Genomic DNA, 24,508 nt, shown 5'->3' on the forward strand with positions numbered 1-24,508 from the left:
CATTAGCTGGTTAAATGAGATAAGGTTGCGAATATAGAATATTAATAGAAAAAATGCTTAGGTGTTTAGTACTCATTTATTAAATCGTAATTATGATATTTAATAATAGTAATGATCTCTTAGCTCATCGGTAATTGTGATTTTCGCTAGTTCAATCCCACGGAAATAAGCAGCTCTTGCTAATAGGTGTGATGCAATGGGTGCAGTAATAAAAATAAATAAAATAGTAAGTAATGCTTCAATGGAGACATTCCATTTCTGGAAATGAAAAATAACGCCAATTAATATTAAACTTGTGCCTAGTGTCCCTGCTTTAGTTGCTGCATGCATACGCATTAAAAGATCTGGCATCCGAAATATTCCAATCGCAGCAATTAATATGAATAATGAGCCAATTAATATGCAAATTGTGCTAATCAATATATCCATTATAAAGTGTCCTTATGTACTTTCCGTTTTTTCTTAAATGATTGCCCTGCAATTAAATTTGCAAATGCAACCGTTGTAAGGAAAACAATAAGTGCTAATGCGATAACAACATCAATATAAACGGATTGATTCGTAATGACACTGAAGATAGCAATAAATGAAATTAATAAATTGGCTGTTAAATCTAATGCAACTACGCGATCGGGTAAAATTGGTCCAATAATTATGCGAATAAAGCAGAAAATAACAGACAACATAATAAGTGCCAATGAAAAATACCAGGCTATAAGTCCTAACTGTATGCTCATATTAATATTCTCATGATAGGTTTCTCAAAACGATTCTTGATTTCAGCGATTAGTCTGTCTTTATCCATAATAAACATGGCATGGATATACAATTTTTTCTTGTCAGTTGACACGTCGAGTGCGAGTGTCCCTGGTGTAAGTGAAATAACAATCGCTAATAATGTAATTTCAATGTCAGTTCTACAGTCCAGAGGAATCGCAATGACACCGGGTTTTGCTCGATAACGAGGTGTAATGACATCATAGGCTACACGAAGATTTGCGACTAGAATTTCCCAAATGAAAACCAACATAAAATGTATAATCAATATTATTTTTATAAATAGAGTTTTCATCCGTTTTCAACTCCTAATACAGCATGAATATACCCTTCTGGATGAGATATTTGTTCAGTTGCTTGCAGTATTACTTTAAAAATAGGTTGTGGGAAGAGGCCGATGGTAAGTGTTAGCGCTGCAAGAATGATAATAGGGAATAAAATAAATAATTTTACATTGCCAAATGAATCTAGAGGCAAGGCTGTTGGTTGTTCCTGCCAAAATACATACGTCCATATTTTGGTCATTGAGTATAAGGTTAATAGGCTTACCAGAAGTGCAATGGCTGTAATGATATAATGAGAAGAATTTAAAGCTGCTTTCAATAAAATTAATTTTCCCCAGAAGCCAGATAAAGGCGGCACGCCCGCGAGAGAAAAGGCTGGAATAAAAAATAGTATGGCTAAATACGGGTATTGTTTATAAAAACCTCCTAGCTTACGTATATCCGATGTTTTCCCTATTCGGGAACAAATACCGCTTATTAAAAATAGATTAGTTTTAACAATAATATGGTGAATAATATAAAATATGGCCCCTGCTAATGCTAATGGGGTGTAAATTGCCAGCCCCATAATCATATAGCCAATTTGGCTAATGATATGAAAAGATAGCAGCCGTCGGAAATTAAATTCTGATGCGGCACCTAATACTCCTGTTGCCATGGTAAAGCCTGCGATAAATAATAGTAATGATAAAATATAGTGGTTAGCTGGAAGGATGAGTGTCATTAATCTTATTAGCGCATAAACTCCTACCTTAGTCAGCATGCCTGCAAAAATAGCAGCGGTCGCAGTATTCGTTGTATGATAGGAGGCTGGCAGCCAAAAAAACAATGGAAATATTGCAGATTTAATAGCAAAGGCAATAGCTAACAATAGCACAACGGTAGTGACAGTACCTGTTAAGGGATAAGTTTTAAGTTTCAGTGCCAAATCCGCCATATTAAGGGTGCCTACCATGGCATACAACATAGCAATTGCTAACAACATGAAGATGGTTGCAACAAGATTCAAACTGACGTATTTCATAGTCCCGTCTAGTTGTGCTTTACGATTACCTAATACCAATAAGACGAAAGAAGCAATCAAGATAACTTCAAACCAAACATACAGATTAAATAAATCGCCAGTTGAAAAAGCCCCACATATTCCCATTAATAGGAGCCAGTAACCAATATAAAATCCTAATTTTTGCAGCCAACTGCTAACACTGTAAATGGCATAAATGGATACACAAAATCCAATGATTCCGCTGATTAACAACATAATAGCGCTTAGCCTATCAACTACGAAAACAATACCAAATGGTGCTTTATATCCACCAAGCTGAACAACTAAGATCTCTTGAGATAAAACAACATAAAAAAGCCAGACAGTAACAAATAATAAACAAGCTGCTCCCAAAAGATGAGCGGATTGTTGTAAAATTAAATGGCGCCAAGCTAAACAATTCAATATCACTACGAAAAAACATGTTAATAATGGTAACAGAGGTAACCAGCTCATGTTTCATCCTCTGCTTTGAAAGGCTTCCTTTCTGAATAGCGCATCAAATCTAAATTAGTCGTATTAAATGTGCGCCATACTTTGCGCACAAGCACTAAAGCAAATGCTAGTAATCCAAAGCCAATGACAATTGCTGTGAGAATAAGTGCCTGCGGTAATGGATTCGCTAAGAGGGTATTAGGCGCTTGTACTCCCGGAGTAATAAATGCGGGAATTTGAGAATATAAGCGCCCAGCAACAAAAATAACTAAATTAATTGTAGAGCTTAATATGACTATACCAAATAACCAACGCATAAGTTGTGTGCTTAATATTAGATAAATACTAATACTGATTAAGCTGCCAATTAACCAGCAAATCATGTCAGACATACTGATTCCTCTAACGCTACCATTGTAATCAATACACTACTTAATACAACCAAGTAAACACCTATATCGAATAAAATCGGCGAGCCAAATTGCACAGGAATAAATTTTATGTCAATCCAGATTCCTGTTAGGAAAGTTTTGTTTTTAACTAAAGCCATTAATCCGCTAACTAGAAAAAAAGTAAATCCTAAACTTAGGAATAAGAATAACCTTATTTTAATTAGCCCACGTAATGCTTTAACCCCATGTGCAACTAGATACAATGCAAATCCACTTGCTGCAATTAGCCCGGCTATAAAGCCACCGCCAGGCGCATTATGCCCCCGAAACAAAACCCAAATAGAAAAGAGCAATGTAACTGGTAGTAAAAATTTTGATGCTGTACGAAGAATAAGTGATGTCATGGTTTTTTATCTTTTTTACGTGTTTTTAATAGTCCATAAATCCCAAGTGCCGCTGTTGCAACTACAATCGTTTCTCCTAAGGTGTCTAAAGCACGAAAATCGACTAGAATAACATTCACGACATTACGCCCATGTGCAAGCGTAACACTGTTTTTTAAAAAATAATTTCCAATACTTGAATCAAAGGGTTGATGCGTGATAGTAAGTAACAGTAATGTGATGAGCATTCCTATTGTAATTGCAATGATCATATTTAGCAGACGCACTCCTTTTTTTTCACCCACTAGATTTGGCAATTCTGGCTGACGGTATAAATTAAGTACCACAATAATGACAATTAATGTTTCGACTAATACTTGTGTCATTGCAACATCAGGGGCAGCATTGACTAAAAATAACAATGCAACCCCTAAACCAAACATACCTAAAAAGATTAGCCCTTTTAAATAAGTATCAACCCAAATGGAAAAGAGAGCAGATATGAAAATCCAGGAAAATAAAAATAGGGGTAACCAAGAAATAGAAGGGAACAATTGTTGTATTTGAATTGCATGTTGAAAAATAGTAGTTACAACGAGGCACAGAGCGATAGTGAAGAATACAATTGTTAAATACACCCGTTGTTTACCTACTTGTAGAATTTTTGTTTGCCAGTCAGCGATAATTAATACAAGCCAGGTGAGCTGTTGCCATACATAGGTAGGGCCGTATTTATAAAATATATTAAATAGATTAAGTCCCTTTTTAACCTGCGCTCGCCTTAAATACAATATGATTGCCCCTAAAAGGGTAATGAGGCTTAGTACGAGTGATGGTGTAAACCCATGCCACATAGTCAGCTCCATTGTGACCGGGTAGCCAAGGATAGCACTCGCTGCTGGTGATAATATTGCTCTATTAATAGTAAAGGGCACAAGACTGATGATTAAAGTAAATACTGACAGTAAGAATGCGTTCATTGACATTAGGCTGTCGGCTTCTCTAATATCTTTCGGCCTCTGTCTTCCAAAAAATGATTTGATGATCAAGATAAATGCGAGCGATGCAACCATCATATTGGCAAAAACGACCATCGCTGTCAGTATATAGGAAGCGACGGGGGCCGCTAAGTTTGCTTCATAGACTAATTCCTTTACATAAAACCCAAGTAAAGGCGGTAATCCAGCCATAGAGGCGCCAGCAACTAATGCAGCCATAAAGGTCACTGGCATAGCCTTACGTAGACCACTAATTTTAGTGATTGATCGTATACCAGCTTGATGTTGAATATCGCCTACTACCATAAATAAGGTTGCCTTATAAAGCGCATGAGAGATAAGAAATGCAACAGCCGCTTTTATAACAGCGTCTTGATCTGAACCTAACAAAAAAACCAGCGAACCTAGTGCAGTCACTGTAGTATAGGCGAGTATTAATTTCATATCGGTTTCTTTGAAAGCAAGCAATACACCTATTATCATTGTAATAGCCCCGATAATAGTTAGGGAAATAAACCACCAAGAGTTACCTGCCATTAGAGGGTGAAGCCGTGCTAAAAGATACACACCTGCTTGCACCATGGTTGCAGAATGAAGGTAAGCACTAACAGGGGTTGGTGCTTCCATTGCTTTAGGCAACCAAAAATGAAAGGGGAATTGAGCAGACTTGGTAAATGCTCCAACCAATATCAATAGTAAAATAATTGGATACCATTTATTTTCAATCAATCTTTGCCCTTGATTTAATAACTCTAAAATAGAATAAGTATTAGTCGCCATACCTATTATTAAGAAACCAATTAATAAAAATAATGCACCTGAGCTGGTAATCATTAAGGCGTTAAATGCAGCTTCTCTTGCGGTGGCATTTTCGTGATTAAATCCAATAAGTAAATAAGAGCTAATACTAGTTAATTCCCAACAGATAAAAAGCGTAATTAAATTATCAGCGAGAACCACACCTAGCATTGCGAACATGAATAAAAATAAGTAGCAGAAATATCGTGATAAATAATTATTCTTTTTAAGATAAGGGATGCTGTAAATAACAATGAGCGTTCCAATACCTGTAATTAGTAAAGCAAACAATAAACTGAGCCCATCAATGGTGAGTGAAATAGATACGCCCATTAATGAGAACCAATTTTCATTGTAATAAATAACTGTTCCATCCATTATTTGAGGAATAAAATGAAGAAAATAGGAGAATAAAAGAAGTGGAATCATTGCCAGCAACCATACAAGATGGGAGCGATAAAAATTAAAATACAAGAGTGCTAAAAATGCGGCTATGGACAGTATTAAACTAATTCCAGCTATCATCATTTTGTATTCTTTGAAGTACGATTGAATTAATAAAAAGATTAATTTATCGTAAAGTTAAAGGAAACAGCTTTAGTAATACATTTAATTTTTTAATAAACTATGCCTAAATAGGCTATGGGACGTAAAAAGCGAGTTAAAAAATTTGAAAAGTCGGCCCAATTATTCCCTATATACATCGAGGCATTAAAATAATTTACCAGAACATTACACCAAATCATACTTCGATATTTAATTAAATAAACAGAGGGTTAACATGCTGGCATTTCTTGCTTTGGTTGTTGGCTTAATTATCTTAGGCATAAGTGCTGATAGATTCATAGAGGGCGCTGCTGCCATAGCCTATCATTCGAAAGTATCACCACTAGTCATTGGTATGATAATTGTAGGTTTTGGAACATCAGCCCCTGAGATGGTTGTGTCAACCTTGGCTGCCTTGCAGGGTCATCCCAGTTTAGCTATAGGTAACGCTTTAGGTTCAAATATTGCTAACATTGGCTTGATATTGGGGTTAACGGCTATCATTGTACCTATGGAAGTAAATTCCAATATTATTCGCAAGCAATTACCTTTGCTAATTATCATTAGCTTGCTTATGGGATTTATTTTTTGGGATAAAACACTAACACGGCCTGAATCTATCGGTCTTTTACTTAGTTTTATTTTAGTTGTCATATGGACTATTTACGCGAGCCTTAAGAATAAAGCTGATGTATTAGCCAAGGAAGTTAATACAGAGTTATCTTTACATGTTATGTCTTTAAAAAAAGCAATCTTATTACTTTTATTTGGATTAATTTTATTAATTTTAAGCTCTAAACTGGTAGTTTGGGGCGCGGTTCATATTGCTAAAATGTTTGGCGTTAGTGATTTAATTATTGGCCTAACTGTCCTTGCTTCTGGCACCTCGTTACCAGAGCTGGCTGCATCAATTATCGCAGCTAGAAAGAACGAGCCAGACATGGCCATTGGAAATATCATTGGATCAAATATGTTTAACCTTTTAAGCGTAATAGGGATTGCTGGATTAATTACACCTATTACAGCGATGCCAAAGGAAATCCTATTTAGAGATTGGCCTGTCATGATGGCAATGACTACAGGATTGTTTTTAATGGCTTATGGTCTTATAGGAAAGGGTCGTATTACCCGGTGGGAGGGAGGAATACTGTTAACTATATTTATTTTTTACTATGTTTTTCTGATAAGAGATGTCGTTTTAGCTTAAGCTCGTTAATTTATTAGCATAGTTGAAGAAATAATGTAAAACTAAATCTAATTGGCTAATTTATCATCAAATCCTATGTTCTGCTCTTGCTGTTTATACATTTAATTGTGAATGGGCTATGCTAACAACAATAGCTATATTATGAAGTTATCTGACAGGGTATAAGGTAAAATTAAATTATAAACAGGATGTTTATGCTAATTTCTCACCCAAAACGGCAAGTGTTATTGTGGATATATTTACTATTGGCTATTTTATTAACATATATCCCTGTTTCTATGGCGGCTAAAATTATTGAATTATCAGTTCGGGGCAGTATAGGACCTGCTACTGCTGATTACCTCGTTAGGGGCATATCACAAGCACAAAATGCTGATTTAATTTTAATTCTAATTGATACGCCTGGCGGTTTAGATAAGTCCATGCGCCAGATTGTTCAATCTATCCTTGTTTCTCGTACACCGATAGTTGCTTATGTGGCTCCAGCAGGTGCACGTGCTGCAAGCGCAGGAACCTTTTTACTTTATGCCAGTACCTTAGCTGTTATGGCGCCAGGGACTCATTTAGGCGCTGCAAGTCCTGTTAGTTTGACAGGTGGTTTAGGAGGAGAAAATAAAGAGAATCAACAGAAAACGGCTATGGATAAAAAAGTTACCAATGATGCTGTTGCCTATATTCGTACTCTAGCACAGTTACGAGGGCGTGATATTAACTTTGCAGAAAAAGCTATAAATGATGCGGCCACCTTAACTGCACCTGAAGCGCTAAAAGCTGGAGTCATTAATTTTATTGCACAAAATAGGGAGGATTTATTAACAAAGCTAAATGGCTTATCTGTAACGCAAAATGGGCAACAAATTAAATTAAATTTAACTAATGCGCAAATAGAAAGGGTTGAACCTGACTGGCGCATGCGTTTTTTAGCAGTTATCACCGATCCCACTATTGCTTATTTATTATTAATGTTAGGTATTTATGGCATTTTTTTTGAATTAATCAATCCTGGTGTTATTGCACCCGGAGTTATTGGCGCCATAGCCATATTAGTTGCATTATATGCTTTACAACTGTTACCCATTAACTATGCAGGTTTAGCCTTAATCGTATTAGGGGTCGCTTTTATTATTGCAGAAGCGTTTGCGCCTAGTTTCGGCGTCTTAGGCTTAGGGGGTACTGTTTCCTTTATTACAGGCTCAATCTTACTCATTGATGCTGAGCATATTAATTTTCAAATTGCCTGGTCAGCGATTGGAGCGATGGCTGCTGTAAATATCATTATAGCCATTATTATGTTCACTATGATCATAAAATCACGAAGACAACCAATACAACATGGAACTGCAGCATTACTTGGTGTAGAGGGCAGAACATTAAGTGTGGTCGATCTAAGAGGGCAAGCTGTTATTGGCGGCGAGATTTGGAGTGTCTATGCTAAGCATCCTATTAATGCAAATCAGCCGATAAGGGTAATCGGAGCAAAAGGTTTGCAGCTAGAGGTAGAAGAAATTCAAGGAGAGATGAAATGACCTATTTGATAAGCTTTTTAGTAATTATTATCTTACTGTTGACCTCAATGTTTCGCGTACTTCGGGAATATGAGCGGGGGGTTGTATTTATGTTGGGCCGCTTTTGGCGAATTAAAGGGCCAGGATTAATTTTAATTATTCCTGGCGTTCAACAAATGGTACGGGTGGACTTACGCACGGTAGTCATGGATGTACCTAGTCAAGATGTTATTTCTCGAGATAACATCTCAGTACGGGTCAATGCTGTTGTCTATTTTCGTGTAGTTGATCCACAAAAGGCCATTATTCAAGTAGAGGATTATTTTGAAGCGACCAGCCAATTGGCGCAAACAACATTGCGTTCTGTACTTGGCCAACATGAATTAGATGAAATGTTATCAGAACGTGAGCGATTAAATAGCGACGTGCAAACTATTTTAGATGCTCAGACTGATGGCTGGGGTATTAAAGTGGCTAATGTCGAAATTAAACATGTTGATCTTGATGAAAGTATGATTCGTGCTATTGCAAAGCAAGCAGAAGCTGAACGAGATAGGCGTGCCAAAATTATTCATGCAGAAGGAGAATTACAAGCTTCTGAAAAACTATTACAAGCAGCCGAAGTGCTAGCAAGAGCACCCCAAGCCATGCAGTTGCGTTACTTACAAACATTAACTGGGCTTGCTGGAACGGGGAACTCCTCAACAATTATCTTTCCTATGCCAATAGATTTGGTGGAATTATTAAATAAAGTGGCTAAAAAATAATTTTAAAATTGTAGGACTTAAAATCTTCTTGTAAAGGAATTCAATAACCTGAAGGTCATAGTAATTTAGATACTGAAAATAATGAATAGCTTCATTATTAATTATTAAACCTCGTTTAGCTAAAAATTGCATTTGCCGCTCTAAGGTTTATTACTCGTTTAGAAGCTTTATAAAAGTATCTACTTGGTTTGGGGATGCTTAATTGAGCATAACCTTATGGGGATAAAATAGTTATTGTTCATTTTTAGCAACTTTCTATAACTGTTTTTTATAAAAACTGTGTCATGAATTGTGGCATAACTGTGACAGTGCTACGCTGTTTTTCGGGAATTTGATGCATCGCAGTCTATTGATAAATAAAGAGTTTCAAATTAAAGCATCAGGCTTCGAACCAAGGCGTCGGAGGTTCGAGTCCCTCCGTGCCATTTTTATCATTTAAAATCAATAGGTTACAATTAAATCGGTACTCTAGAGTACTTGGTTTTTATGTAAATTGTGGCATAAACAGCTCTATAAATAACTTGTTAGGTTAAATTTAAAACAGAATTCCTATGGTTTTTAGATAGAGCACTTGGTTATATTTAATATAAAATCGTAGGTTGGGCCTCTGACCTAATGGCGCTGCTTAAGGCAGCGCCATTAGGCCGGGTGGCCCAACCTATGCTTGCTGCGATATTATAATGTCCCGGCTACTTCTTCTATTTTCAAATGAATAAAGCTTCTGCTCCTTAAACCATTTTTAAATCTAACATCCATTACTGGGTATCGTAAGTTTATTATCAAGAACAAAAATCAAACCCATTTTTTCTGTACCAAGTTTACATCAGCAAATTGGAAAACTATATATATACTTATAAATACATATATTAGATTAAAATTAAGCCTAAAAGTATAAAATATAATTATTCCAGGTACTTAATTTATTATTCGTATAGTTGATATGAGGTTTATATGTTCACTCGATACGATAGAAAACCCGCGTATTACTCAAAGCTGTTAGATTCCTTAAGAAATTCACTTAATAAAGTTATAAGTAAGGAGAAATCAGAAATTCTTATTAGTCTAATGTTTGAAACTGATATATCAAAAGAAAGTAAGAGTGATAGCCTGCATCCTAAGCTAGTCGATTTTGATATCATAGATTTAAAGAATGCTATCAGCACAATAGAAGATTGGATAACAAGAGGCGGTTTTCAAGGTAGATTAGTTAAGGATGTTTTAACAGACCTAGATGAACAATTTTCTTCTCAATTTAATTTATCAATATCTAAAAAACCAGAATTTATAATTCAAAGTATAAAAAACTTATTAAGTAAAAAAATTACAGTACTCGAGCAGGAAAACAGAATAATTTCCAACTGGCTAAAGCGCATAGAATCAACTCCAGAGTTTAATTTAAACAAAAGTCCCTCACCTGACCAGCTTATAATGGAGCAGGCAAAAGAAATATTAATTAGCGAGATTAAGTCAATCAGAGAAAGCCTTGAGTCTTCAAAAAAACGTGTGTCAGAAGTAGAAGCAAAAGATCGATTATACAATGCCCTTACTTTACTTTTTAAACAATCACAAATTGCTCAGGGGAGCTCGCTTTTTAATAGTAATACTGCAAAAGCGGTAAATGGTTTAATTAGAGATTTGAGGTTAGGAAAAGAGCTAGATTTTACCTTAACGAATACAGACAGGGCTAATGTGCCTGAGATGATTATATACAAACTTGCTGAAATTCGTGCAGAAGAAAAAGGAGTAAAAGATGTTGAGATACCGGGGGTAGGTATTATAATACCTAGGAGAAGTGAGATAAAAGAAAGTACTTCATCTGCCCATGCTAAGCCAGTCAAGCAAATTAAACAAAGCACCGCGATAGAGGCCAAAAACACACAATCTAGTACGAAAAATGACTATAAGGAAATCGAAAAAGAAATCGCGACGGTTAGAAATTTGCTAAACGATTTGGAAGTAGGTGGCCCCTATGTTTTTCATTTAAAAGGCCAATATGGTTACTGGGCCGATGGTTACTGGGATGTGGTTATTGGGAATACAAGTGAGAGTAATAGATATGCTGCTTTACTAAACCATGTAAGCCGAAATCTAAATAAATTAGACAGGGTACTTTTATCAAGAAAAATAAAGTTATCTGATTTAGACTTTAATGAGTTAAAAGAAATTAAAGAAGAAATTACGTCGTATAAAAGTGAAATAGAAAAGATTAAAAAAAAGGTGGATGAGGCTAAACAGTTAGAAGAAATTACCTCGCATACAAGTGAAATAGAAAAGATTAAAGGACAGGCAGATAGAGATAAAAAGTTAAAAGACGAAATTCAGATAAAGAAAAATAGTTTTATGGAAAGTTGTAATTCACTCGAGAGAGCCTTAGAAAAAAATATCTCTAATAAAAAATTACCCATAGACTGTATATCAAATTTATCAGTATTAAAAGCAAAACTTCAATTAATGAGAGGTGAGTATTCTCCCGATAACCATAAAAGGTTATGTGAGAATTTAATTTCTATTAATAAATTGATGAAAACAGTTATAAAAAACGCTGATGTTAAAAAAGAGCCAGTAAATCATTCAGAGAACCATTTTTTTTCTAAAGCCAAATCAGACAGCCCTAAAGCGCCAGATAAACCAAAAACGATTGAACCAGGATAATAAAATACTGATTTTTTTAATAAGGCTACTTCGTCTTACTCTAGTGCAATTAAAAGCAGATCATATGGTTTTTAACTTATTACTTCGGTTTTATTACCTTGGCCTTATAATAATGAATAAAAAGTTTATTATGTTTTATCCTTGGGGTTCTAATACATACTTAAACGATGAGCAAAAGGAAATTATCAATAAAAGAATTGGCTGTTTTAAGAAAGCCAGCAATCTATATAGTTGTAAAATTGGGTGCAAGCAAATCGAAAGTAGCAACGCTTTTGGGCTTTAGCAGAACATCGATTACAAAATATATTCATGTGTATGAAGTTGATAATAGAGCAAGCTTTTAGTATAAAGAGCGAGGGATTTCCCCGAGAAGTAGACAATATGTATCAACAGACAAAGTCAATGAATTAATTAATTTATTGCTGAGCCAAACATCGATGAATTATCACTTCCTTATAGCTTATGGAACGGTAAAGCGATAACTTAACTGATTGATAATGATTCGGTGTAAGGTAATCAGGTAAATAATATAAAGTTTATTGTGCCATAACTGTGACAGTGCTACGTTGTTTTAGACAGTTCTAGGCTGTTTTTCAGAAATTTGATGCATCACATTTTATTGATAAATAATGATTTTTAAATTAAAGCATCAGAATTCGAACCAAGGTGTCGGGGTCGAGTCCCTCCGAGCGCGCCATTTTTATGTGGTTTATTCCGAAGACATGGGTTACAAATTATACTGGAGACATAGGTGACACTTTAGGCCCAAAAGGATTGGATAAAGGTTGCAAATTACATGTCTGTTCATCAAAATACCCTAAATCATACTGCATAAAGCTAACTAACCACACATAATCTTCTACCTCCTTAATACCAACCTTTTGCCTGCGAGTACACTTGTAAGGTTTACTTTCTGACCTTTTAGACAAAGCCTTCCGCATTTAGTAACTATTATCGTTTTATCATGAAAAGGATATTCTACTTCAAGTAACCCTTGATATGGCCTGGTTGAGGATACATAAACTTCAGCTAGATATTTCATTTTAAGGGCCTGATGAGGGCGTTCATTATTATATTCATCTATAAATCGGTCAAATTTCTCTTGCTGTTGAAGGAAGTTTTCGCCAGCAGGTTTAGTTGTTTCTTTTTTTAAGGTTAAGTGCATACGCTCATGGCGGCCGTTTTCCTGAGGATTTCCTGGCTTTATTCGTTCAATATTAATACCTAATCGAAGCCACCAAATAGATAGCTTACTCAGGCCAAAGCATTAGGTGAAGAGAAAGGAATACCATTGTCTATACGGATAGCATCAGGTAAGCCAAATTCTTTAAAAACACGCCCAAAGACTGTAATAGCATATCGTTCTTTAGTCGTTGCTAAACCCTCACAAACGAGTAAATAGCGACTACTAAAATCGGTGATAGTTAATGGATAACAATACTCTTTATTCTCTAATTGAAATTCACCTTTATAATCTGCACACCATAATTGATTAGGTTGCTTAGCATTAGACAGATTTGTACCTTGTGCTTTATAGCGACGCTTTTTTTGCTTTGCCACAAGACCATATTTATCTAGAATAGTATGTATATTGTACTGATTGCTGGTGGTTTAACATCAGGATATTGCCTTAGAAACTTCTCCCTTATCTTTGGTGCTCCCCAACTAGGTTCTTCTTTTTTAACTTTCAATATCTCTTTCAAGTTGGAAGGGCAACTGATTAGCAAAGCGATGCGGTTTTCTGCTGCGATCATTTAATCCTTCTAATCCACTATGTTTATAGCGCTCGTATATCTTGTAGCCTGTTTTTCGAGAAATATCGAACTCTTGGCATAAAGAAGACATTTGTTCGCCATCTAATAATCTTGCTACAAATCTTATCTTTTCGTCCACTTTATTACACTCATAGGTATTTCTTTCTCCTGAAATGCCTATGAGTGTAACCTATGTCTCCGGAATAGTTTGTTACCTATGTTTCGATAAGGACATGCCTTTAATATCAATAAATTATAATTAAATTGCTACTCTAGAGCACTTGGTTATATTTAATGTAGGCTTGTAGGTTGCTAATAGTACTTGGGCGAGTGCCGATATCAATAATCCTAATAAAGGAAAAACGATAGGGTAGTAGTAAGCTATTTTAGAAAGCTAGCTTTTTAAGTTATAGTGACTACCTAAATAGTATATACTTCAATTGGGCATCAGAAAAACAAAGCAAATAACTGTTTTCAAATATCTATTCTTTGAGATTGTTCTACCAAAAACGTCCTGGCTATATCTTGATCCATCTTTGAACTCAGCGATTATGACTGACTATTGAATTTATTTAGCATTTTATATCGTGGCTGTAGTGTTTTTCTCAAAGGGCTCTAGTTATGTGACTATTTCGTCAGGACATAACCAATCTTTATTTGAAGACACTATATTTTTTGTCATTTTTTAAAATGTAATCTATTTTTGAAACTTCAACTTTATTCAACTCTGACTACAGATAAATTAATTGTGCTTACTAATGTATTTTTAGAAATTGGAGTGTTTTTTTCTAAAAGGTCATTTTCAGGGTGGAAAGCTTAGGTATTATGCTATTCTTTGAATATACCTTACTAACTGTGTCTCTTAATACCAAGGAATCGGTAATGAGTGAGCAAAGCAAAACTGGCTGTCCAAAGGAAATCATATTAACTCAACAGCAAAATGTATCAGAAGATTTAGATTCCTATAGCGGTGTTTCTTCTGATACAAGCAATTTAGATCATTTTTTTCTTTTGCTTAATCAATTATTTCAAGCAAACCTTGCTAAATGGACTGCGGGACTTAGTCCTGCAGCGCTGGCTTCTGCTTATTCAACTTGGCTTTGGCAATTGGCACAAAGTCCAGGCTTGTTAGGCGAGTTAGCTTCTTATCCTCTCTTTCATGCTAATGATTGTATCAATAATATTCTTTGTGTTGAGCGTGCTGCTGGCGGTAAAGATGTTCGTTTTAAAGAAGAAAATTGGGAGCATTTCCCTTGGCGTTTATTTGCAGAGGGGTTTTTACAAGTAGAAGATTGGTGGCAACGTGCTACTCATGTACCGGGGTTATCAAAGCAGGAAGAGCGCACGGTTTCGTTTTGGGCGCGTCAATGTCTTGATGCTTTATCTCCCTCTAATTTCGTCTGGTCTAACCCTGATTTATTTTATCAGACTGTTAACACCCGCGGATTAAATATTTTTCGGGGTAGTCAAATCGCGTTTGAAGACTGGCTTGAGAGATTAAGTGGTGCACCACCTGAAGGCTCTGAACACTTTATTCCAGGTAAACAAGTAGCTATTACGCCAGGACGAATAGTCTTTCAAAATCATTTAATCGAGCTTATCCAATACGAGGCTCAAACAAAGACCGTCTATAAAGAACCAATACTTATTTTACCTGCTTGGATCATGAAATATTATATTTTAGATTTATCCCCACATAATTCGTTAGTGAGGTGGCTGGTAGAACAAGGTCACACTGTATTTATTATTTCCTGGCGTAATCCAGATCATGAAGACAGAGATTTAGGAATAGATGATTATTATCGCCAAGGCGCGATGGCGGCAATTGATAAAGTATCAAGCATTTTTCCAAAAATTAAAATTAATCTGATGGGGTATTGTTTAGGGGGTACCTTGGCGATGATTACCGCATCAGTCATGGCGAAAAACAACGATAAACGTTTAAATAGCCTTACGCTTCTTGCAGCTCAAGGAGACTTTACTGAGGCTGGAGAATTAATGTTATTTGTTACTGGAAGCCAAGTCGCTTTCCTTAAAAATGTAATGTGGGAACAAGGATATCTCGATACGAAGCAAATGGCTGGTTCTTTTCAAATGTTACGGGCCTATGATTTAATTTGGTCTAAAATGATTCAGGATTACATGCATGGACAGAAACGTGGAATGATTGATTTAACAGCCTGGAATGCAGATGCAACGAGAATGCCTTATAAAATGCATAGTGAATACCTTGAAAAATTATTTTTAAAGAATGATTTTGCCGAAGGACGCTTTGCAGTTGAAGGAGAGCCCATAGCTGCTGCAAATATTCAATCGCCTATTTTTGCAGTGAGTACAGAAAAAGACCATGTGGCACCTTGGCAATCGGTCTATAAAATTCACTTGATGACAGAAAGTGATGTGACCTTTGTTCTTGCTAGCGGTGGGCACAATGCCGGTATTATTAGCGAGCCAGGGCATCCCAAAAGTTCTTATTATGTTTATGAACATAAAAAAGGGGATTATCATTTCAATCCCACACAATGGCTTAAAGTTGCAAAGAAGCGAGATATTTCCTGGTGGCAAGAATGGCATCAATGGTTAGTAAAACATGATACAAAAAAACGTACATCGCCCCCGATTATAGATTGTTCACTGCCAGCAGCACCTGGTACTTACGTACTGCAGAAATAAAAGGAAAAGGAACGAATAAGGAGTATCTTGAGAATATTACCTTTGATGAGCTTGCAAGAGGTCGCTAAGCGAGCTTAAGTAAAACCCTTACCCAAGATGATATTAATTTATTTGCTGCTATGTCTGGCGATGTGAATCCTGCTCATGTGGATGTCGCGTTTGCTAAAAGCGATATCTTTCATGGCATTGTCGGTCATGGTATGTGGTCTGGCTCACTGATTTAGCACTTCTTGGCACCGTTTTACCAGGACCAGGTACGATTTATCTTAAACAGGATATCCAATTTAAAAAACCAGTGCGTTTAGGTGACACACTTACTATTACATTAATCGTTAAAGATAAACAAAGTAATAAATCCATCGTAATTTTTGATTGTAAAGGGGTAAATCAGCATGGAGAAAAGGTCATAGAAGGACTTGCGACGGTTCTTGCGCCAAAGAAAAAAATACGTGTTGCAAGGCCTCACCCATTTGGTATAGTTTAGTTAGATTACGTATTTTAAAAGCAGGAACTCATCTCATCAAAAAGTCCATTTTGCACGTGAGTTATGCTTATATTGAGATCTCAATATAAGTGTAACAATAAAATATTGCTAGAGTAAGCGGTCTTGCATTGCCAAAAATTGACAAAGTAGTATTGTATGAAATAGTGCTTAAGTCATTCTGCACTTCTTTACTTTAATTCTAGGGTATTAGAAAAGATAAATAATGACTAGCTAATTTTAAATTATGGAGAATAGGTATGAAAATAAATGGACTAAAAAGAACTTTTATAGCTACTGTAGTGGTATCAACTTTAATTGCAACACCATCATTTGCAAGTTCTGAAAAAAGCACCGCTGATAGTAAAATAAATGCGATTATTACTCCCCAAATTTTTGAAATAGCTAAAAGGAATGAGAACTGGAAGTTAGCACTTATGACAGGTAAAGATGCACAAGTCGTATTTATGAATATTACCCCTAAGACTAATCCCAACAATGAAATTGGAATGGAAACCCATAAATTTGATCAGGTCATATTTGTTGTTGAAGGTCAGGCTAAATCTGTTCTCAATGGCAAAAATTCAACTGTTTCAGCGGGTGATATGATTTTTATTCCTCAAGGATTTCCACATAATTTTATTAATTTAAATGCAAAGAAACCATTCAAAATAATTAGCATCTATTCAGCTACGGATATTCCTGAAAATGCGGTATATAAACAGAAATCTGATATGCCACGAGAGTAACTTCAGTGATAAATCGACTAGGATCTATTTCACAGGCACTTAAAATATCGGGTCTTTCCATTTACGGGGGCGGCATTAATCATCCGCAAAGGACCTTAACACGTGTTCTGTAATCTTCAAAACATATCACAACTATAGAGGCCATAAATCAAAGCCACAAAAATAAAAAAACGGAGAATATGGTAGATATTTTGAGAGCATATGATTATAAATGAGCAATCTTATAATAAACTACGCTCACAAATCTATATTGGCTAAAATTTAATCCTATAATTTATGTAAAGCTGATAAGTATATAGGAACAATATGCCTCTCACCAACTGCTCAGATTGTAAAAAAGAAATTTCTACGAATGCTGAAAATTGTCCAAATTGTGGCGCGCCTTTAAAACAAAAATCAATAATAACTAAGGATTTGAGTTTTGGTAGCCTTATATCTGCAATGATAATTTTATTGGGTCTAATCTTAATTTTCACAGGAAAAATTTTAGGCCTTATCTTAATAGTTATAGGCGTCATTCTTTTATTAATTAGGATGAAAATTTGGATTGGAATAGGAAAAAATAAACAATAGGTTTAGGTTCGGGATACACTCTGTAAATTTTAGTAAATTAAGATCTGTCTTATATTCTTAACAGGTTAATTCCCCCTTTTTTGAATAATCAAACTCTAAACAATAAGTGTTTTTAATACAGAAGCAACTATATTAATTAACCTCAAAATAAATAATCTTACGTAGTGCTGTCTCAAGTCTATATTAAAGTAGATTGTCTAAACTCCAATCTATTATAGTTTGTTGATAAATATTAGTTTTAAATTATCAATTTTCTTATTAGGGGAGCCAGGATGAGCTTAGAGTACGCCACTACCTATTTCCCACCGCAGTTAACAATATGACATGTTTTGCTGTTTGACTAATATTAAGTATATGTCGCACTTCAACATCATAAAATGCACCTACTGCGCAAGCTCCTAATCCACGTGCTTGAGCAGCGAGGTAAGTTGTTTCTCCACCTAAACCGCATTCTAAGTTGGCGTATCTATAATCTCTTTCCCCATGTAGTTGCCCTATCTGATTTAAATCAATAGTCCAGGCGATAACAAAGGCAGCTCTTTCAAGTAACTCCTGAGAAAAGCCGGCTTTATAAATCTCTTTTGAGAAATCGCCTTTTCTAACTTTCTCTAAAGCCTCTTTTTCAGGAATATATCGATACACCCCTTTTGATAAACCTTGTATATTGCTGACAATAATGAATAATTCAACTCTTTTGCCAGCTTCAACGATATATGGATTTCTAAGCGGGGCAGATGATTGTTGAATTATGCCAGCAAAATCTTTAAGGCTGACCTGTTTATTGGAAAACTGTCGAAATGAACGGCGATTTTTGATAATAGTAAACGTATCATCTTCCGCTTTCGAACCGGTGGGTAATCGAATAAGGGCATTCGCAGCGAAAATTTCATTGCGGTATTTTTGCATATCAACTTTTGGAATCTTCATCATTTCCTTTTTCCACTGCACAGAAGTGAGTTTATAGGAAAGTCGAGTTTGTTCAATATTTTGAACTTCTTTGGGCAGAGCTTCTGAGGTGAATTGTGGAGTTTCTGTAAGTTCAGTTAGCTTATTCTTCCCGAGTACAACCATTGATAAAATGCCTTCATCTTGTTGTGATAGTCCCAAAACTCTTTTCATTTGATTATCGTCAAAAAAAGCTGTATGAACGAAAGGTAACTGCACTGATGATGCTGCAACAGCAATATTGCCCAGAATGTGTCCTGCATCAGGAAGTATATATCGGAAAGAACGTTCTCGATATTTCCAAATAGTACGGTCAAAATTTGCTGTGATAATAATAATGGCAGAGGCATTTTTTTGTAAGTCATGATAAGGACTTGCCCTAGAAAGAGATTGAAGAGATTCTTGGCTACTAATTTTAGTTAGACTGTGATTGGCTGGATGGTAATAATAAATACCGGGTTGAAGATTTTCCACTTTTATTATAGCAACATATAAATCATTGGGATATAAAGCACCTGCAGATGCAGCGGCACGTAAAAATAATTGCCCTCCAGGATAGTATAATTTTTCTGTCACACCACTTGAATAGTAAAGTATATTAGATAAATTCTGTAAATTCAGAGGGGCAATAGGATTTATTATTTCTTGAGATAATGCCTGCGAAAGCGATCTGCCTGAGCTTGTGTCAGGTGTCGGCAAAGTAACAACTAGATAATTAGGATAATCTTTAAATTCATTAGGCTTATTGATATTAAATCTAGGACGAAAGACAGTGTCACGGTTGATATCTCCTAAATGATGGACATAACTAGTAGAGTCTATTTTCTTTCCTTTAGATACAAGCCAGATACGCTGACCACTTGATATTTTAGGGTTGCTCTCAATCAGTGTTTGGGTTGTTGGAGTAATGAATTCATAGATTATAATAGCTATTGCAGACCCAAGAATTAGCAGTATGATAATTAAAAAAAGGGTTCTGACTGGCGGCTTCCATTGAGTATGTGTATTGTCAAGCAAAAAAGAAGGGCTATTTTTTTTAAGCCACATCGAAACCATAGGTAGCTGAAACCAAAGATGAACAGCAACTAAAAACAACAGACAATAACCAAACAAATAATGTAAATCAAAGGGAGGCAGATCCATCCTTGCTACCCAGAATAAACCAAGTCCCGCTGTTATGAGTAAATAAAAAATCAAATAAATTGCCGAGAGCATATTGACGTCTCTTCTTTTTACTGGACGACCGATAGCGGTACGGATAAGTAAATAGATAATCATCAAAGTAATAGGAAGAGAAAACCAAAAAAATTTTTCCATGCTATATGTCGATTCCAGTCAAGTTACTACAAAAGTATCGCTTTTCTTATTAGGATATCCAAATTTATATCTTCTCTCTGCAAAATCTTTATAAATAATTTATTAGATTAAATTTAAAAAAAATTATCATGGTTTTTAGATAGAGCACTTAGTTAATCTAATATAAACTCGTAGCAACTGTCTTGTGCTAAAAACTCAGAACAGTTGCTACGCTTACTGTTTGATTCTAGTTTGTTATGGGTTTTCTTTTAAATGAGACTTATCCTTATCATGCGAACCATGCTTTAAGTGTGATGCATGTTTATCATGTGATCCTGATTTCCAATGAGATTCCGATTTATTATGGGAGCCTGTCTTGTAATGAGATTTATCCTTATCATGTGAACCATATTTTAAGTGTGATGCGTGCTTATCATGTGACCCAAATTTCCAATGTGATTTCGATTTATTATGGGAACCTTTCTTGTAATGAGACTCATCCTTATCATGTGAACCATATTTTAAGTGTGATGCATGTTTATCATGTGAGCCAAATTTCCAATGGGATTTCGATTTATTATGGGAACCTGTTTTGTGATGAGACTCATCCTTATCATGTGAACCATGCTTTAGGTGTGATGCATGTTTATCATGTGATCCTGTCTTGTAATGAGATTCATCTTTATCATGCGAGCCAGATTTCCAATGATAATCTGAGTTGTCCGCGATATTAATAGGAGTAAATTGGTTCTTCGTCGCTTGTCCTTTGCTCGGGCTTTCCTGTTGATGGACACTCAAGAAACGAGTCCCATAAGCTTTATGCGAGTGAATAATCTCAGCGCTCAGACAAACGGGTGAAAGGAAAAGACTGGCAACAAAATATTTTAATGGTTTTAAAGTTCTCATTTAATTATCCTCACTTTTCGAATTTTCATCCTCAAGATTGTCAAAACATGCATAGTATGCATTAGGGTCTTTTGCTTTTTTTGTACAATCGCTATAAGCATAAAGCTGAGATTCATACAAGTAATGAGTATAAGGTGTGATTACTACACGGCTTGAGCCATTATCAGTGTTTCCATAACGATCAATTTTACCTTTTAACTCGGGATTTTGATCAATAAAGGCCCCCCTTAATTGATTCCCTTGAATAAAATTGTCAGGCAATTGATCAAATGGTCCATCGAAATAGTTATTCACCATTGAATTGCCCGCGTAAACGCCAATTAAAATTAAACGATCTTGATGATTATCTCGATAAAAAGAGAATCCTGTACGGGTGCCAATTAAGATATTATTGTTTTTTTTTGAAGGTGTGAAAGTATCAGGAACGGTTTCACTGTCATTAAGTACATAGTGAAAGCGTTTAATTTTGGAGTTATAAACTAAATAAAATTGAATTCCTGATTCATCATACACAGGTCCAATATATTCTTCATCAGTCCTAATTTTATTGGCAGGAGGCCTAACTTTGGCAAGATTATTTAATTCAAAAATAACTGATTTTTTTCCATATGATATCTTATATTCAAGGGGGCCTAACTTAACGATTTCCACCCCATCTCGAGCAGTAAAAGGCTTATACTGATTAACGAGTTCGTCAGTCCAACGATTAAAGGTGGAAAAATAAGCAAAGTGCACTATCCCTTTATCCCGGTCCAATGCATCAAGACGAATATTGCCTGAAAATTCGACCCCATTATGATAAAAAGAAAAATAGTAATAATTTTCCGTGGGGTAGACGATTACCCGATCAGGTAAGCTATTAAATACAAAGGAAAAAACATTTGAAACCGATTTTAAGTCTAATTGATCTTGCTGTTTTATATTTTCGATATAATTTTGGTTAGTTAATAATTTAGGATTTTGCAGCATGAGTGCATTTATAGAAGAACATGTACAAAATAAACTAACCAAGCTCCCGCACACAATTCCTTTTTTCATGATTTTTTTCCTTAATCATTCTGCTTTTAGTATAGTCTCTTTTAAAAGGGCCTTGAAAATTTACCAAATTGAATGACATTATTTCAGTTGGATAAATTTTCTAGCATTAAGCAGCCTGGCTAACGCGCCAGCCAGGCTAGCATGCTAATAAAATTAGGCTCAGCCACCTAGCGCCCGAGGTAATAATGAGAGATTCAAGGTGGTAGGAGGTATAAATTGGGTGTAAATGTTAGGCCAAGTGGCCCAACGCTTTTTTCATGTTAAAAATTACTCATGCTTACTAATTCGAAAATTTATTATAATTAATAAAAACAAAGGCTTATATTTCATGATAGCTGTAATAGTACTTGCTGCGCGTAAATCATATTATAAATAGATGGGAGTCAAGTACTATTTAGCGCGCAGATAAAATTTTGTAATATATTTATTTTTCGCTTAATGGCAGTACAAAGTTTAGTACTCTACTGAATTACGGTATCCCATATCATCTTTATTATGAGGCTCATCAGTTAATTGCTGAGCTGGATTAGAAGCCTTAACTCGGAACAATCCATTTTGGCTAGGCTTAATTTGCAGACGTGCTTTTTGGTATTGAATACAAACTTCTTCTTGCACTTCTGTCGGCATCATTCCTACGGCACCATAAACCTTAACATTACCACTAGGCTTTTTATCAGCAGGATAGGATTTAACCGCAGCGATGGCTTTCTTTAGGTCAGAAATAAACTGTATTTCAAAATTATCTATTAGAGTATGAACATGCGTTAAACATAAGTGAAAGCCAGCTGGATTTTGTAATAAATTCAGTTTCCATCCAGCTTTTTCTAACTCGTCAGCAATTAAATGAGGGTTTAAATTTTTGGAACGAAATCCTAATACCGACCATTTTGGATTACCGTAAATTGAAATATCATCTTGATTTAATTCATTTTTTCTATAAGTTTCTGTTAATTGATCTTGGATACTTTGTCTTAATTCAATAATACGCTCAGCAATTTGTTTGAAGCGTTTTTTACCATAATAAGATAAAACTGCATAAATTTCTGCTACACGAGCACCGCTTACTGAACCATCTAAAATACCAGGCGTTGCATATAGACCACCAGACCAATTTAAAGCAGCATAGACTGATAAAGCAGGTGAGTTTTTGCTAAACAAACAAACTGACGTTCCTTTAGGGCAATACCCATATTTATGTAGATCAGCAGAAATAGAGGTTACGCCAGGTACCCTAAAGTCCATTGGTTCAGCAGAGGTATCTAAGAAAGCAGTTAAGAAACCACCTAGACAAGCATCCACATGAAAGGGTACTTTTTTTTGCTGTGCTAATTTACCTAACTCTTTAATAGGATCGTTGATACCATTCATAAAGGAAGGGGCTGAACCCACAATAACCGCTGTGTTAGCGGAAATATAAGAACTCATGGTTTTAGCATTTACAGCGCCTGCTTTTTTATCCACGGGCACAATTACTAAAGTAGCGCCGGTCAAATTGGCTGCTTTTTTAAATGCCGCATGAGCTGTTTCCGGAACAACAATCTCTGGATGAGTAATGCCATTGGCTCTAGCTTTAATTACATAGGCAGCCATCGCTTCAATTATACTGGTTGTACCACCATGGGTGATTAAACCATAGCCTTCATCTGAGCCATGAAATAAATTCTGACACGAACTAATTACCTCCGCTTGCATTGCATTAATACGAGGCCACTTATCATGCATCGGATTAGTTAATGCGGTTTTTGCATAAACCTCTTTTAACAACTCAGTAAGTTCTTGTGGATGAACAGCATATAAAGCGCCAGAGTCCTTACCATCCGCTCGCTCTACAATAAATCGTTTTTCTTTATCTCCGCTCTTGAGAGTTTTAAATTTAAAAGCACATTTATCTACATCTATATTAAATTCCTTTAAAATAGTTTCTACAGGAACGCTATCAGAAGGAATATGCTCTTGCAAATTCATTTCAGCACGTTGTTCTGCTAATTTTTTACGTGTAGATTCTAAATTCTTATTAAGCTCTTTATCTTTAAGTGTTCGTACTGGAGGCAAGTGTTTAAGTACATCGTAAGCGGCATCAATAATTTTTTGTGTAGATGTTGTACTGTTACGAGTACGAAAGGCACGCATTAACCAAGGATTATGGTATTGGTTATAAATAAAATATAAAGCTGCTATACCTAAAGCTATTTGGTGTGGTGGGATTCCTTCTAATGCTCCATCAAAAGATTCAGCTGCCGTTGCTAAAAGTTTTTCAATAAATCTAATCATATTAAAAACATTCCATATACATTTGGCGCGTAT

Annotated in this window: 21 protein-coding genes and 1 pseudogene; 7 read left to right on the forward strand and 15 right to left on the reverse strand. The window is 35.5% G+C overall.

Going from position 1 to position 24,508, the window contains the following annotated elements; translation table 11 throughout:
• Window positions 1-99: 99 nt before the first annotated feature.
• From mnhG to E1P04_RS12340, 7 genes are read right to left on the reverse strand one after another with little or no spacing between them, the layout of a single operon-like run.
• On the reverse strand, window positions 100-429 hold the full coding sequence (mnhG, locus tag E1P04_RS12310; RefSeq protein WP_131783202.1) for a monovalent cation/H(+) antiporter subunit G: 330 nt from the start codon (window positions 427-429) through the stop codon (window positions 100-102).
• On the reverse strand, window positions 429-737 hold the full coding sequence (locus E1P04_RS12315; protein ID WP_131783203.1) for a monovalent cation/H+ antiporter complex subunit F: 309 nt from the start codon (window positions 735-737) through the stop codon (window positions 429-431). The genes mnhG and E1P04_RS12315 overlap by 1 nt, the downstream gene beginning before the upstream one ends.
• Window positions 734-1,072 carry a Na+/H+ antiporter subunit E gene (locus E1P04_RS12320; protein WP_131783204.1) on the reverse strand — a complete coding sequence of 113 codons (339 nt, stop codon included), beginning with the start codon at window positions 1,070-1,072 and terminating at the stop codon, window positions 734-736. The genes E1P04_RS12315 and E1P04_RS12320 overlap by 4 nt, the downstream gene beginning before the upstream one ends.
• Complete coding sequence (locus tag E1P04_RS12325) at window positions 1,069-2,562, reverse strand: proton-conducting transporter transmembrane domain-containing protein (protein ID WP_131783205.1); 1,494 nt, start codon at window positions 2,560-2,562, stop codon at window positions 1,069-1,071. Before E1P04_RS12325 ends, E1P04_RS12320 begins: the two co-directional genes overlap by 4 nt.
• Window positions 2,559-2,933, reverse strand: coding sequence for an NADH-quinone oxidoreductase subunit K (locus tag E1P04_RS12330; RefSeq protein ID WP_131783206.1), 375 nt, complete (start codon window positions 2,931-2,933; stop codon window positions 2,559-2,561). The genes E1P04_RS12325 and E1P04_RS12330 overlap by 4 nt, the downstream gene beginning before the upstream one ends.
• Window positions 2,921-3,337 carry a Na+/H+ antiporter subunit B gene (locus tag E1P04_RS12335; RefSeq protein ID WP_131783207.1) on the reverse strand — a complete coding sequence of 139 codons (417 nt, stop codon included), beginning with the start codon at window positions 3,335-3,337 and terminating at the stop codon, window positions 2,921-2,923. The genes E1P04_RS12330 and E1P04_RS12335 overlap by 13 nt, the downstream gene beginning before the upstream one ends.
• Window positions 3,334-5,640, reverse strand: coding sequence for a putative monovalent cation/H+ antiporter subunit A (locus E1P04_RS12340; protein WP_242604452.1), 2,307 nt, complete (start codon window positions 5,638-5,640; stop codon window positions 3,334-3,336). The genes E1P04_RS12335 and E1P04_RS12340 overlap by 4 nt, the downstream gene beginning before the upstream one ends.
• Window positions 5,641-5,893: 253 nt before the next feature.
• Here E1P04_RS12340 and E1P04_RS12345 point away from each other — a divergent pair, with 253 nt between their 5' ends.
• The 4 genes from E1P04_RS12345 to E1P04_RS12360 all read left to right on the forward strand — a co-directional run bounded on the left by E1P04_RS12345 (window position 5,894) and on the right by E1P04_RS12360 (window position 11,789).
• Window positions 5,894-6,865 carry a calcium/sodium antiporter gene (locus E1P04_RS12345; protein WP_131783208.1) on the forward strand — a complete coding sequence of 324 codons (972 nt, stop codon included), beginning with the start codon at window positions 5,894-5,896 and terminating at the stop codon, window positions 6,863-6,865.
• A 194-nt stretch (window positions 6,866-7,059) separates the two neighbouring features.
• On the forward strand, window positions 7,060-8,391 hold the full coding sequence (locus E1P04_RS12350; protein WP_165482769.1) for an NfeD family protein: 1,332 nt from the start codon (window positions 7,060-7,062) through the stop codon (window positions 8,389-8,391).
• Window positions 8,388-9,137 (forward strand): slipin family protein, encoded by a 750-nt coding sequence (locus tag E1P04_RS12355; RefSeq protein WP_131783210.1) that lies wholly within the window; start codon window positions 8,388-8,390, stop codon window positions 9,135-9,137. The genes E1P04_RS12350 and E1P04_RS12355 overlap by 4 nt, the downstream gene beginning before the upstream one ends.
• Window positions 9,138-10,088: 951 nt before the next feature.
• The gene (locus E1P04_RS12360; protein WP_131783211.1) at window positions 10,089-11,789 is read left to right on the forward strand and encodes a hypothetical protein; all 1,701 of its coding nucleotides are present in this window, start codon (window positions 10,089-10,091) and stop codon (window positions 11,787-11,789) included.
• A 734-nt stretch (window positions 11,790-12,523) separates the two neighbouring features.
• Here the strand turns inward: E1P04_RS12360 and E1P04_RS17895 are convergent.
• From E1P04_RS17895 to E1P04_RS18100, 4 genes are all read right to left on the reverse strand, one after another.
• Window positions 12,524-12,718: a hypothetical protein gene (locus E1P04_RS17895; RefSeq protein WP_207386025.1), complete on the reverse strand. Its 195-nt coding sequence runs from the start codon at window positions 12,716-12,718 to the stop codon at window positions 12,524-12,526.
• On the reverse strand, window positions 12,649-13,047 hold the full coding sequence (locus E1P04_RS18090) for an integrase core domain-containing protein (RefSeq protein WP_427853347.1): 399 nt from the start codon (window positions 13,045-13,047) through the stop codon (window positions 12,649-12,651). The genes E1P04_RS17895 and E1P04_RS18090 overlap by 70 nt, the downstream gene beginning before the upstream one ends.
• Complete coding sequence (locus E1P04_RS18095; RefSeq protein ID WP_242604454.1) at window positions 13,044-13,349, reverse strand: DDE-type integrase/transposase/recombinase; 306 nt, start codon at window positions 13,347-13,349, stop codon at window positions 13,044-13,046. Before E1P04_RS18095 ends, E1P04_RS18090 begins: the two co-directional genes overlap by 4 nt.
• Before the next feature lie 120 nt (window positions 13,350-13,469).
• On the reverse strand, window positions 13,470-13,682 hold the full coding sequence (locus tag E1P04_RS18100) for a helix-turn-helix domain-containing protein (RefSeq protein ID WP_242604455.1): 213 nt from the start codon (window positions 13,680-13,682) through the stop codon (window positions 13,470-13,472).
• Window positions 13,683-14,425: 743 nt separating this feature from the next.
• Between E1P04_RS18100 and E1P04_RS12370 the strand changes: the two genes are divergently transcribed.
• The 3 genes and pseudogenes from E1P04_RS12370 (at window position 14,426) to E1P04_RS12380 (ending at window position 17,446) form a co-directional block, all read left to right on the forward strand.
• Window positions 14,426-16,216: a PHA/PHB synthase family protein gene (locus tag E1P04_RS12370; RefSeq protein ID WP_131783212.1), complete on the forward strand. Its 1,791-nt coding sequence runs from the start codon at window positions 14,426-14,428 to the stop codon at window positions 16,214-16,216.
• Window positions 16,213-16,676 (forward strand): annotated as a pseudogene (locus E1P04_RS18305) (MaoC/PaaZ C-terminal domain-containing protein); the annotation flags it as partial. The gene E1P04_RS12370 and the pseudogene E1P04_RS18305, both read left to right, overlap by 4 nt.
• A gap of 281 nt (window positions 16,677-16,957) precedes the next feature.
• Entirely contained in the window at window positions 16,958-17,446 is a 489-nt protein-coding gene (locus tag E1P04_RS12380; RefSeq protein WP_131783213.1) for a cupin domain-containing protein, read from the forward strand.
• Between the two features lie 864 nt (window positions 17,447-18,310).
• Here E1P04_RS12380 and E1P04_RS12390 read toward each other — a convergent pair.
• The 4 genes from E1P04_RS12390 to E1P04_RS12405 form a co-directional block, all read right to left on the reverse strand.
• On the reverse strand, window positions 18,311-20,179 hold the full coding sequence (locus E1P04_RS12390; protein ID WP_165482770.1) for a SagB/ThcOx family dehydrogenase: 1,869 nt from the start codon (window positions 20,177-20,179) through the stop codon (window positions 18,311-18,313).
• Window positions 20,180-20,515: 336 nt separating this feature from the next.
• Entirely contained in the window at window positions 20,516-21,166 is a 651-nt protein-coding gene (locus E1P04_RS12395) for a hypothetical protein (protein WP_131783216.1), read from the reverse strand.
• On the reverse strand, window positions 21,167-22,204 hold the full coding sequence (locus tag E1P04_RS12400; protein ID WP_131783217.1) for a hypothetical protein: 1,038 nt from the start codon (window positions 22,202-22,204) through the stop codon (window positions 21,167-21,169).
• 453 nt (window positions 22,205-22,657) lie between these two features.
• Entirely contained in the window at window positions 22,658-24,475 is a 1,818-nt protein-coding gene (locus E1P04_RS12405; RefSeq protein ID WP_131783218.1) for an aminotransferase class V-fold PLP-dependent enzyme, read from the reverse strand.
• Window positions 24,476-24,508: the final 33 nt, after the last annotated feature.

Source organism: Legionella gresilensis, from assembly GCF_900639865.1.
Taxonomy (GTDB): Bacteria; Pseudomonadota; Gammaproteobacteria; order Legionellales; family Legionellaceae; genus Legionella_C; species Legionella_C gresilensis.